The organism is candidate division KSB1 bacterium (genome assembly GCA_016214895.1).
In the GTDB taxonomy this organism is placed as follows: Bacteria; Electryoneota; RPQS01; order RPQS01; family RPQS01; genus JACRMR01.
In genome coordinates this window covers 1-11181 of record JACRMR010000010.1, presented here as the reverse complement: position 1 = coordinate 11181, position 11181 = coordinate 1, and the positions used below count along the sequence as shown (strand labels likewise).

The following is an 11181-nucleotide window of genomic DNA, read 5'->3' as shown; positions in this document are numbered from 1 at the left end:
GACCAGCGGATTCCATCAGGGGCAGCGGCTAGATGCCGCAAACAAAGCCCGGATATATGGCTGCAATCTTTATCTATTTCTGTCAAAACCGAGTGAAAGCTATTGCAGTTCCGGGGGCGTCCATATATGGCTAGTAGTTCTATCAGTAACGTGTCGCGGGATGTGAGGGAACGATCATGGCGCAGACGATTCATCATTCGAGGTGGCCTGCGCCATGATCGTTATGAGTATTTGATAAGGATTTGCCATGTACGATTTGTTTTACAGCTCCAAAGAAACTCCCGCCTCCATCAAGAACCAGGGGAATATCCTGTTGGGCGAAGGAAAGTTTCCAGAAGCCGAACGCATGTATCGCAAAGCCATTGCGCTCGATCCCGGCTTCATGCCCGCCCACTACAACCTCGGCAATACGCTGAGAATTCAGGGTCGCTTCGAGGAGGCGCTGGCCTCCTACGAGGCCGCGCTCGGGCTTGCGCCGGATGACTATGAAATATACATGAACAAGGGTGTCACGCTGATTGATCTGGGGCGTGCGGAGGATGCGTTGCAGGCTTTCGGTCGCGCCAGCAAACTGATGCCGGCTGCCGCAGAACCGCTGGTGAACATGGGGCTCGCCTATGAGCGGCTGTGGCAGATGGAGCAATCGCCGGCATCAGGCTATCAATCCGGAGAAACCGATCCGGCCAAACCCGGCGGATCGGGTTCGGCGCCCCACGCACAAAGCAGGCTCGATGCGGCAATCGAACTCTATAATAAAGCGCTTGCCATCAAACCGGATATCGCCGTGGCACACAATAATCTGGGGTACGCGCTACTGTCGCAAGGCAAGCCGGATGCGGCGGTGGAGAGCTTCCGTCGCGCTCTTGCGCTCAACCCGGATATTACCGATGCGCACTACAACCTGGGGAATGCCTTCAGGGGTCTCGGGCGGTTCGAAGAGGCGGAAGCCAGCTACCGCAAGGCTCTGAGCATCAACCCCGACCACGCGAAAGCGCTCGGCAGCCTCGGCGACCTGCTCTCGGAGCGCGGGCAGCCGCAATGAGGCCGCAGGCCGGGTTCAGAAATGGCCAGTCAGGCTGCCAGCATCACATGGTATGGCAGGTCGTGCAGAGCGCGCTGCCGGTATTTTTGAAGCGGAGATATTTCGGGGGGTGGAGGAGTACGGGCGGCCCATCGCCATGCTCCATGTGACAGGTGGCGCATTCGATCACCATCATGGCGGCAATCGAATCGAATAATTGCACCTCGTCCATATCGGGTATGCCATTATGGTTTCTGTCGAAAAACGTGACATCAACATCCTGCCCGTCCGGCACCGTGAAGCCCTGCGCGCCGGCGGGAAAGGGAATGCCGATACGGTGATGGATTTCTGGGTTGTCGTACATCGCGCTGAAATCCGCCGCCCCCGGAGCCCCGCCGGGAGCGTGGCAGGAACGGCAGTCCACGGCTTGCGCGTTGCTGTGAGGGGAAGCAACAAAGAGCATGGGCGCCAGGAGCGCAACTGAAAATCTCCTTAATAATTCAATCATGGTTGCCACCTCCCCAAACCGCCCGTCAACTCATACCCAGTCTTTGGGCACCAGGAATTTTTCATACAATTCCGCTTCTGCCGTTCCCTGCTCCGGTTGCCAATTGTAGCGCCATTTTACCAGCGGCGGCATGGACAGCAGGATGGATTCGGTGCGACCGCCGCTTTGCAGCCCGAAAATCGTCCCGCGATCTATCACCAGGTTGAATTCGACATAGCGCCCGCGCCGGTAGAGCTGGAAATCGCGCTCCCGCTCGCCGTAGGGCGTATCCTTGCGGCGTTCGAGAACCGGCGCATAAGCGGGCAGAAAATGGTTGGCCACACTTTGCTGGATGGCGAAACAGGTATCGAAGTCCGGTTCGCTCAAGTCGTCGAAGAAAATGCCCCCGGAGCCGCGCGGCTCGTTGCGGTGCTTGAGAAAAAAATATTCGTCGCACCATTTCTTGAACTTCGGGTGGAAGTGCGCGCCGAACGGCGCCAGCGAGTTTTTGCAGGTCTGGTGGAAATGCACCGCGTCTTCGTTAAAGCCGTAATAAGGCGTCAGGTCCATGCCGCCGCCGAACCAGAACGCGGTTTTCCCGCCGGGCTTATTCGCCATGAACATGCGCACGTTCATGTGCGTGGCAGGCGCGTAGGGATTACGCGGATGCAGCACCAGCGACACGCCCATCGCTTCCCACCTGCTTCCGGCCAGTTCCGGGCGGTGCGCGGTGGCGGAGGGCGGCAGCCTGTCGCCCATCACATGCGAGAACGCCACGCCGCCGCGCTCCAGCACGTTGCCGCCCTCTAGGATGCAGCAGCATCCGCCTCCGCCTTCCGGGCGATCCCAACTGTCGCGGATGAACTTCATCCCGTCAATTTGTTCCATCCGGGCGACGATCGTGTCCTGTAACCCGATCAAGAATTTTCTGACTGCGGTGCTATCCATGGATTCTCCGGTTGCAGATCACGCGCGAACGACTTTACCGCCCATCCACGCGCGTATCGTGGAAGGTTTCCTGCGTTTGCCTGTCCGCCCGCGCAGCACCCGCACCCGCTCGCCGAAAAGCCTGCTGCATTGTGCATACGTCCGTGCCGGCCGCTGACCGCTGCGGTTGGCGCTGGTGGAAACCAGGGCCGTGCCGAGCGCATCGCACAAGGCGGCGGCCCCGGCGTGCGCGGTAATGCGCACCGCCAGGGTTTCGTGCGCGCCGCGCAACCAGCGCGGGCAGCTTGGCCTGGCGGGCACGAGGTAGGTGATGCCGCGCGCGCCATCACGCCGCAGCATGTCCTGCTGGTCTGCCGCGAGGGGGAACAGGTAAGGCGCAAGCTGCGCGAACTTGCCGGCGATGAGAATCAGCCCCTTGCCCTGCGGGCGGCCTTTGAGCTTCAGCAACCGCAGCACCGCGCGGCGGTTGCGCGGGTCGCAGCCCAGGCCGTAGCAGGATTCGGTGGGATAAGCGATCAGCCCGCCGCGCCTCACGTGCGCGGCAATACCGCCAGATAGCCCGGCGCCGCAGCCCAATTAAGAATTTGCCCGTGGCGGCAACATGCGCAACAGGGTGTTATCTTTCTGCACCCGGTGGTGCCAGATTGCCGCCGCAACGTGCGCGACGATCAGGACAATCATGATGTTGCCCAATGTTTCATGCACTTCCTTGAGCACTTTGGAAAAATCCTTATCCACCCCAACAAATCCCGGCAGTTGCATACCGAGCAGCGCGACGGCTTTGTCGTCCGCCTGCTGCATGACGATACCGAGGATGGGAAGCGCGATCATGGCGAGGTACAGCGCCAGATGCGCGAGCTTGGCCACGATATGCTGCCAGAGCGGCGGCGCAGGGACAATCGGCGGCACCTTGCCGGTAAATATCACGGCCAGGCGCACCCAGATCAGCAGCAGCACGGTTACACCGATCTGAAAATGCACTGTCATCATGGCGGCGCGCGGGCCGCTCCCTTTGGGGAAGAATTCGTGCAACTCCACAACGACAAGGCTCAGAATAATCAGCGCGGCCATGCCCCAGTGCAGCAGGCGGGCGATGGTGCCGTAGTGCGTGGATGAATTGTGCAACATGTTTTTTCTTTCCTCAACGTTATGGTTCAGGGTTTAAGTCTGACTCAGCCCAAGCCCGGAGAGCCTGAGCCAGATAGGGATATAACCCGCGTGAATTGCCCCATTACCATGCAAGGGCGAAGGAAGGCGTTTTGAAAATGCTGTATGTAGTTCCTGTCAATGCGTGACGCGCGTTTCGCCACCGCTCCCCAATACGCGCACCCGGTCGCCTGGCTGAAACTGCTCCTTGCCACCCTGCACCACGGAAATCAAACGCCCGTTTTCCAGCCTTACCGTTATTTCCATTCCTTCCTCGCGGGTAAAACCTTCTTCGGCTGCCGCGCCCACCACGCCGCCCGCCACCGCGCCCAGAACGGCGCCGATCGAACTGCCCTTGCCCTGCCCGGTAGAGCTGCCGGCAATGCCGCCGACAATAGCGCCCGCCCCGGTGCCGATCCCGCTCTTGGTGCCTTCAATCTTGATCGGGCGAGAGCCTTCCACCACGCCCATCTGGACATTCTGTACCCGCCGCGCTTCGTCGCGCGTGTAGGTATCGCCGGATTTGCTGCTGGCGCAACCAGCGACGGCAACAACCAGGCCCAACATGAGTATTATCTTGGACTGTTTCATGGTGATGCCTCCTCGAATCAATTCAAACCACATCAAATCCGGCATCTTCGACCGCAGCCTTGAGCTGGCCGGGTCCAGCCTGGGCCGGACTGTAGACTATCCTGGCGCGCTTTTGTTCCAGAGAGACTTCCACGCTGGTTACGCCGGGGACTTTTTGCAGCACGCCCGTCACGTTTTTCACGCAACCGTTGCAGGTCATGCCGTGAATGTCGAGTTGCAGGGTTTCCGTTTGGGCCATTTGTCATTCTCCGTTACGCTTGCCATTATAAGGCTGCCGACGCTTGAGCAACAGGTCGTTGCGCATCAGGGTGGTGTCGGCCGCCCCGATGGCGATGCCGCTTTTCGCGGGCAGATGTGGAGGAGGGCCTTTCGGCTTCCTTCCATCATCGGCAGTGCATGTTGTTTTGCGAGTTATTGCCTATTGAACCCGGATAATCCCGCTTACCCCGATTCGCCTTTCGGCGATATTCCTGTTAACAGCGATTCCCGCACACAACTTCCCGATGCTCTTCGCGCCATTCACTGCCACCTCGTGTGACATTTGACAGCCACAAGCCAATTCCATCTCAACGGAATCCTGCTCAACGGAATCCTGCCCCCACAAGAGCAGCCTCTACCCAAGCGAAACCGATACGCTCCTGCTCAAGCCGCAAGGCGGGTGCAATGCGGTTGAAGCGCAAATCATCATATAGCGCCGATTCCTCTGGCCGCAGGCGTTCCAGTTCACGTGCTGTCGGACTATCCTCTCCTCCCCAGAATGCCTGGTGTTCCAGCAAGGTCGCGCGATCCATCAGCAAGGAATGCACCGCCGGAAGCTTGCTTCTCAATTGATCCAGTATTGCAAAGCCGTGGGTGTCGATGTCGCCCCAATAAAAAATCTCCCTGCTTTGCAGCCATTCGGCTTGGGCAAGATGGTCGAAGCCATAGCCTGATCCAAACAACACCAAGCTGTCTGGTACTTCGGGAAAGGCGAGGAAATTGATCTCGTTCTCTGCAATGAACACCCTCTTCACCGCCAGTGCGAGCCGGGCGAATTCATCGCTTATCACGGTGATGTCGGACAGCCCTTGTATGCACAACTTCTGATCCAGGAAGCGGAAGCGTATCTGCACCGGTTTGGGCTTGAAACCATAGCGCAACGCGAAACCGTTTGCGCCGGCAAATTGAGTGTCAATTGCCTCTGGTGGAAGTACGATATCCAGCATTTCGCCGAGCAGGCTCCTGTGGCTCTCGATGAACTTGGTATCAACACCCTGAACGTCTATCTGGCGCAGGTAAACGCCGGAACGGGGATGGCGCACTATCCAATCCAGCACGGCAATCAGTCGCGGCCAGTTTTCGGCATGGTCTAACACCGCCAGCGGACGCTTTCTTAGCCACGGGACAAGCGCCGGATAGATTCCAGAAATGGTTGCGGCCAGTTCACGGAATTTGGCCGCATCGCGCAGCTTGCCGATCAGCGCCAGGCCATCCTGCTCGCTTTCAACAATCGCGGCTACAGGGACACGGTTGCGTCCCAGTTGCCGGTGGTTGAATTCGCGCCACTCCAACTGAAAACCGGCTGCCGCAGTTAATTCTGCAACCCACTGCCGCGCCAATTCGAAATATTCGGAAAGTGCTTTGGTGTTGGGTTTTTTCAGTGGGATTCGCATGGGGAAGACTGGCTCACCTCCCAGCATTGCGGCCAGAATATGGCAATTATCCCACTCGCGGCGCACCCGGTTGCGGATGTCGTCAGGTGTGGACCAGTCGCTCATGCCCGCCTCGCATCCCGCTCGGCGCGGTACTCTTCGATGGTGAGATTGCGCAATTGCGAATCCTGCCCCTTTTCGTTGTGGACAAAGCCGACGCTGGCGACGAAGGGTTCGATGATGTGGATCTTCTGCAAGGGTGTGACGATCAGCAGTTGCAGGTTGAGCCGCTTGAACAGCTCCAGGCCGAAGCGCGCCGACTCATCCGAACCCCGCCCGAAGGCTTCGTCGATGACCACAAAACGGAAACTGCGCGAGCGTGCAGCGCCCCACTCCAGGCCGAATTGATAAGCCAGGCTGGCCGCGAGGATGGTGTAGGCCAGCTTCTCTTTCTGCCCGCCGGATTTTCCGCCGGAGTCGGTATAGTGTTCATGCTCGCTGTTATTTTCGCGCCAGCGTTCGGAGGCAGAGAATACGAACCATTGGCGCACGTCGGTGACTTTGCGCATCCAGCGCCGGTCGGGTTCCGTGCTGCCTTCGCGCCCGCGAAAGCGCTCGATGATCCCCTTCACTTGCAGGAATTTCGCCTCTGAATATTGCGCGTCTTCCGAACCGGTCAGCGCGCCCTCGGTGCAGGTTTTCAACTCTTGCTGAAAATCGCGCAGCTCCATATCCGCGCTGATCTGCGCTTCCAGCAAGATGTAGCGGTTCGGGTTGTAGTCGATCTGCGCGAGCGAGGCGTTGATGCGTTCGATGCGCTCGCGGATGGTTTCCCGTTCGCGCGCAAGTTGCGACTGGAAGTTGGCAATTTCGCGGATGGTGTTTTCGTTGAGCAATTCCTTGAAACGCGCCTCGAAGCGCGGCAGGTCGTCGGCCTGAAGTTGTTGCAACATGGTGCGATATTCGTGGGCCGCATCCACGCTGGCATCCGCGTCTTTTGTCTCCAGCGGATATTTGTTGCGGTACTCCTGCATGGTCTTGACGATTTTCTCTTGCAGATATTTGAGTTTTTTGTCTTCCCCATCGATCTTTTTTTGCAACCATTCACGCATGTCATGCTCGCGGTTGTCGCAAGACTCCACAGTTAACGTGTGTTCGCCCAACGCTTCGGTGCGCAGTTCGCCAAGCTGGATGAAACGTTTTTCCCGTTGGCCTGCATCAAGCGCAGCGACAGACATTTGGCATTCGACGAGCAATGCATCCGCCTGTTCCCGCTTCTCTTCATTGCGGGCAAGTTCCTTGTTGCGCTCGCCCAAATCGCTTTCCGTCTGCCCAAGTTTTTCCTCCAGCGCCTTGAGCTGGATGCCCAATGTTTGCAGCTTATCGGATGCGGCTTCCAGCGTTTTCTTTTCGGCCTCAAGCTCCGCAATGGCGAGTGCAACAGGCTGCCAGTCAAGCTCGCTGAAATCGGTGTATTCCCCAATCTGCGCCAGCCATTGCAGGCGGTCGGCCAGCGCGTTTCGCTCTTCCTGCGCTTTGCCGATAATATCGGCAAGTGATTGCATCCGCCCTTCCAGCCCCTTGGCCTGTTTTTCAAAAGCAGCGATTTTGTTTTCATTGCTCCAGCCCAGAACATAGCGGCTGCGGTCATCGAGACGGTGGCGGTCATCTTTTTCGTGGCGATCCGCACCGGCCTTGACTTGCCCGGCGCGGGTAATCGCCTGGCGTTCGCGGCGGAATTGCTCCAGCGTCGCGCAACAGGCATAGTCGAAGCGGCGCGCCAGTTCGTCTTCCAGCCAGCCATAAAAAGGCGAATCGGGCTTGACCGCGAGCTTGCGCGCCAGCGAATCGGGGTGCAGGAAAGGGTGATCATCAGCCTTAGGTTCGCGTACGCGGTAATAAACCAGCCGCCCCTTCAAATGGGTTTGCTCCACCCAGGCAGCCACCTCGGTGTAATGTTTATCCGGCGCCAACAACGAAACGCCGAAGTTATGCAACAACCGTTCGGCGGCGCCTTCCCACGCGGCATCTTCGGCGCGCACCTGGATCAACTCCCCGGCAAATGGCATGGCTTCCTCCGCCACATCGAGCGCCGCGCAAAGCATGCGCCGGATGGCGATTTGCGCCTCGGGAATATTGCTGCGCCGCTTTCTGAGGGAGACGAGTTCTGCTGCTATGGTTTCGTGTTCCTGCTTGAGGCCGCGCAGGTCGACGCCCGCTTCGGTCTGCTTGTTTTGCAGTTCCGCATCGCGCGCCTGAGACGTTTCGCGCAACTCGGCGAGGCGGTGGCGATTGCCGACGAAGCCATCCACATCGCTTGCGGAAATAATCTCCAGCCGTTGCGCCAACTCCGCATAACGCTCCGCGCGCGCCAGCTTTCTGGTTTTCTCTTGCTGCTTGCTGCGAATATCATCCGCGATACGCTCGATGCGGTCGCCGCCGTTTTCCGCGATGGCGCGCTTGATGTCGTCGCGCTCGCCCTGCTGTGTGCTGCGGGCATTGCTCAGTGCCTGAATTTTGCCATCGAGCCGCTCTGCTTCTTCTTTCAAGTTGAGCAGCCGTTTTTCCAGCAGCTCGGCCTTGAGCGAAGAAAAATAAGGTTTCAGCGCCTCGCGGCAATTCCGCCATTCGCCGATTTGCGCCGTCAACTCATCGAAGCGCGCGCAATCGGCAACCAGCGGCGACAGGCGCGCGACTTGATCCTTGGTCTTGAGCACCGCTTCATGCGCGCGATTCAGGTCGTCAAAATGATGGATCAGCGCCGCGATGCGCGACTCCACATCGAAGGCTTCCAGCATGTGCTCGCGCACAAAATCGGTGAGGCTGCCCACCGACTTCATCGACACCGTCTGGTGGAACAACTCCAGCGCCTGCTCGTTTTCGATGCCGAAGCGGCGGCGGAAAGCCGCCGCATATGACGGAAAAGTTTCAAACAACCCAACGCCGGGCATGGCGCGCAAACGCTTCTTCAGGCCGCTGATATCCGTGCCGAATCCGGTGAAATCGGCGGCGATGGACATACCACGGTCAGCCACCAGATAAAAACGCTCTGGCTGCCCCTGGGTGTTTTTTGCCCAGAAGAAAATCTGCGCCAGCGTAACGCTGAGCCCGAAGCCCTCGTTCTGGAATTCGCCAAGAATCACCGAATAGTCGTTGTGATCGCGCAATGCCACCGGCTTGGCGGATGCGCCCGATTCGCTACGCTCTGATTTGTAATGCCCCAGCACATAGGAGCGCAACGTCCTCTCCTTGAATTCCGCGCCCGCCGCCTTGTTGTAAGCAACGCGGCTGGCAGGCACCAGCAGCGTCGTTACCGCATCCACCAGCGTGGATTTGCCCGAGCCGATGTCGCCGGTGAGCAATGCGTTATCGCCCCCCGCATGCAGCGCCCGCACCTTGCCGTTGAAAGTGCCCCAGTTGTACACCTCCAGGCGATGCAGGCGAAAGCCGCTACGCTCTTCCTTGCTGGAGAAATCCAGCATTCCGCTTTCGGCTGCCACGGTGTTCATGCCTGCTCACCGCTTCCCAGCACATTGATGCAATACGTTGCCAGGCGCTGGTCGAATTCGGCCAGCCACTGCGCATCGACAAAGGCTTTCAGGATGCGGCGCACTTCGATGAGATGAGTCTGCCCGCGCATGCGGCGCGCAAAACCCAGCTCGATGATCTTGTTCAGGTGGGTGTCGATCTGATCCACGATGCGCGCCTCGTTCACCCCGGCGGGCAGGAACAACCTCACCATGTCGACCACTTCATCGCGCGAAAGAATGAGCCGCGTATCCTCGCCGCCCGCATCAAACTCGGCCAACTTCTTGCGCAGCAAAGCGAGCAGCAAACTCACCGGAAATGACAAAGGCCGCTTCGCCACCAGGCGCGGCAACGCCTCCCCCTCCTCGGGCGCAGGCCGGGATTTCAGCCAGGCATAACCTTCCGCCTCGTCCAGCACCAACTCCAGCCCCAGCACCGCCAGATAATCGCGCACCCTGGCCTGCAAGCCGAGCAACGCCTGCCAGATAGCCGCATCGGTATCCTGATACACGACGCCTTTCATCAAAGCGATCAACACGCGGGAAAATGCCTGGCCTTCGGCTTCGTCGTTATGCATTTATTTCACTCACTTCTGGCTGATTGGCATCGGAGTCATTTTGCCACAAGCCTATAGCTAGTGTAGTGTTGCATTCTTGATGGAACTAGTGTAGTGTTGCATTCTTGATGGAACTTATATTTATCATGCATCTCCAATCCTTCGTGTTGTGAACCGGAGAGCGTAAATGCGAGTAGCTGTCGAGATTGTGCTGACGAAAGATCAAAAGAAAGATTTAACGAAATTGGTACGTTCCAAGCTCACCAGCGTGCGGCTGGCGCAGCGCGCCCGCATCGTACTGCTGGCGGCGGATGGCTGGCGAAACAAAGATATTGCTGAAGAACTGGGTGTTGGGCGAGTCCAAGTTTCGCGCTGGCGGGACCGTTACGCCGAGTCGGGGCTCTCGGGTATCGAGCGTGATTTGCCGCGCGGCGCACCAAATGTGAAAGTAGATGTGGCACAGTTGGTGGAGATGACCACGCAGGGCAAGCCGGATGCGGCCACCCACTGGAGCACACGCAAAATGGCCGCCAAGATCGGCGTCAGCGCGGCAAGCGTTTCACGGCATTGGCGCGCGAATGGGCTCAAGCCGCATCTCGTGCGGGGCTTCAAAGTCTCGCGCGATCCGCGATTCGTCGAGAAGCTCGAAGACATTGTCGGCTTGTACATGTCGCCGCCCGAACATGCGCTGGTATTGTGCTGCGACGAGAAGAGCCAAGTGCAGGCGCTGGATCGCACCCAGCCTGGATTGCCTCTGAAGAAAGGGCGTGCGGCGACCATGACTCACGACTACAAGCGCAACGGCACGACTACCTTATTCGCCGCGCTCAACGTGCTGGACGGCCAGGTCATCGGCCAGTGCCAGCCGCGCCACACCCACGCCGAGTGGTTGAAGTTCCTGAAGAAGATAGACCGCGAAACGCCCAAGGACAAGACGCTGCATCTGATCGCGGATAACTACGCCACTCACAAACACCCAACCGTGCAGGAGTGGCTGGCCAAACATCCTCGCTTTAATATGCACTTCACCCCGACCTCGGCATCGTGGCTCAACATGGTCGAGCGATTCTTTCGCGACATCACTACCGAACGCCTGCGTCGAGGAGTATTCACCAGTGTGCCGGAATTGGTTGGTGCCATCGATGCGTATATCGCCCATCACAACATCAAACCCAAACCTTTTATCTGGACGAAAAGTGCTCGCGATATACTGCAAAAAGTCATCCGCGCCAACAGCCGCTTAAGTTCCAAACAGAATGCAACACTACACTAG

At 58.5% G+C, this 11181-nt stretch carries 11 protein-coding genes; 2 read left to right on the top strand and 9 right to left on the bottom strand.

Features of this window, described 5'->3' with window-relative positions; all coding sequences use genetic code 11:
- Positions 1-247: 247 nt before the first annotated feature.
- Positions 248-1042, top strand: a complete 795-nt coding sequence (locus HZB60_06220) for a tetratricopeptide repeat protein (protein ID MBI5059361.1) — start codon at positions 248-250, stop codon at positions 1040-1042.
- Positions 1043-1085: 43 nt separating this feature from the next.
- Here the strand turns inward: HZB60_06220 and HZB60_06215 are convergent, their stop codons facing one another.
- The 9 genes from HZB60_06215 to HZB60_06175 form a co-directional block, all read right to left on the bottom strand.
- Positions 1086-1529: a hypothetical protein gene (locus HZB60_06215; GenBank protein MBI5059360.1), complete on the bottom strand. Its 444-nt coding sequence runs from the start codon at positions 1527-1529 to the stop codon at positions 1086-1088.
- A 30-nt stretch (positions 1530-1559) separates the two neighbouring features.
- Positions 1560-2456 (bottom strand): oxygen-dependent coproporphyrinogen oxidase, encoded by an 897-nt coding sequence (hemF, locus tag HZB60_06210; protein MBI5059359.1) that lies wholly within the window; start codon positions 2454-2456, stop codon positions 1560-1562.
- 18 nt (positions 2457-2474) lie between these two features.
- On the bottom strand, positions 2475-3032 hold the full coding sequence (locus HZB60_06205) for a Sua5/YciO/YrdC/YwlC family protein (protein ID MBI5059358.1): 558 nt from the start codon (positions 3030-3032) through the stop codon (positions 2475-2477).
- The gene (locus tag HZB60_06200; protein ID MBI5059357.1) at positions 3033-3584 is read right to left on the bottom strand and encodes a cytochrome b; all 552 of its coding nucleotides are present in this window, start codon (positions 3582-3584) and stop codon (positions 3033-3035) included.
- A 156-nt stretch (positions 3585-3740) separates the two neighbouring features.
- On the bottom strand, positions 3741-4193 hold the full coding sequence (locus HZB60_06195; GenBank protein MBI5059356.1) for a glycine zipper 2TM domain-containing protein: 453 nt from the start codon (positions 4191-4193) through the stop codon (positions 3741-3743).
- Positions 4194-4215: 22 nt separating this feature from the next.
- A complete protein-coding gene (locus tag HZB60_06190; GenBank protein MBI5059355.1) occupies positions 4216-4431 on the bottom strand; it encodes a heavy-metal-associated domain-containing protein in 216 nt (71 codons plus the stop codon).
- A 343-nt stretch (positions 4432-4774) separates the two neighbouring features.
- The gene (locus HZB60_06185) at positions 4775-5950 is read right to left on the bottom strand and encodes a hypothetical protein (GenBank protein MBI5059354.1); all 1176 of its coding nucleotides are present in this window, start codon (positions 5948-5950) and stop codon (positions 4775-4777) included.
- Positions 5947-9333: an ATP-dependent exonuclease SbcCD, C subunit-like protein gene (locus HZB60_06180; protein MBI5059353.1), complete on the bottom strand. Its 3387-nt coding sequence runs from the start codon at positions 9331-9333 to the stop codon at positions 5947-5949. Before HZB60_06180 ends, HZB60_06185 begins: the two co-directional genes overlap by 4 nt.
- Positions 9330-9929 carry a DUF4194 domain-containing protein gene (locus HZB60_06175; protein MBI5059352.1) on the bottom strand — a complete coding sequence of 200 codons (600 nt, stop codon included), beginning with the start codon at positions 9927-9929 and terminating at the stop codon, positions 9330-9332. The genes HZB60_06180 and HZB60_06175 overlap by 4 nt, the downstream gene beginning before the upstream one ends.
- A 166-nt stretch (positions 9930-10095) precedes the next feature.
- On the opposite strand from HZB60_06175, the gene HZB60_06170 reads away from it, so the two are divergent.
- Positions 10096-11181 (top strand): IS630 family transposase, encoded by a 1086-nt coding sequence (locus HZB60_06170; protein ID MBI5059351.1) that lies wholly within the window; start codon positions 10096-10098, stop codon positions 11179-11181.

Coding starts and splice junctions, on each gene's coding strand:
- HZB60_06220 (MBI5059361.1), top strand. CDS start 248: ATGTACGATTTGTTTTACAGCTCCAAAGAAACTCCCGCCTCCATCAAG.
- HZB60_06215 (MBI5059360.1), bottom strand. CDS start 1,529: ATGATTGAATTATTAAGGAGATTTTCAGTTGCGCTCCTGGCGCCCATG.
- hemF (MBI5059359.1), bottom strand. CDS start 2,456: ATGGATAGCACCGCAGTCAGAAAATTCTTGATCGGGTTACAGGACACG.
- HZB60_06200 (MBI5059357.1), bottom strand. CDS start 3,584: ATGTTGCACAATTCATCCACGCACTACGGCACCATCGCCCGCCTGCTG.
- HZB60_06195 (MBI5059356.1), bottom strand. CDS start 4,193: ATGAAACAGTCCAAGATAATACTCATGTTGGGCCTGGTTGTTGCCGTC.
- HZB60_06190 (MBI5059355.1), bottom strand. CDS start 4,431: ATGGCCCAAACGGAAACCCTGCAACTCGACATTCACGGCATGACCTGC.
- HZB60_06185 (MBI5059354.1), bottom strand. CDS start 5,950: ATGAGCGACTGGTCCACACCTGACGACATCCGCAACCGGGTGCGCCGC.
- HZB60_06180 (MBI5059353.1), bottom strand. CDS start 9,333: ATGAACACCGTGGCAGCCGAAAGCGGAATGCTGGATTTCTCCAGCAAG.
- HZB60_06175 (MBI5059352.1), bottom strand. CDS start 9,929: ATGCATAACGACGAAGCCGAAGGCCAGGCATTTTCCCGCGTGTTGATC.
- HZB60_06170 (MBI5059351.1), top strand. CDS start 10,096: ATGCGAGTAGCTGTCGAGATTGTGCTGACGAAAGATCAAAAGAAAGAT.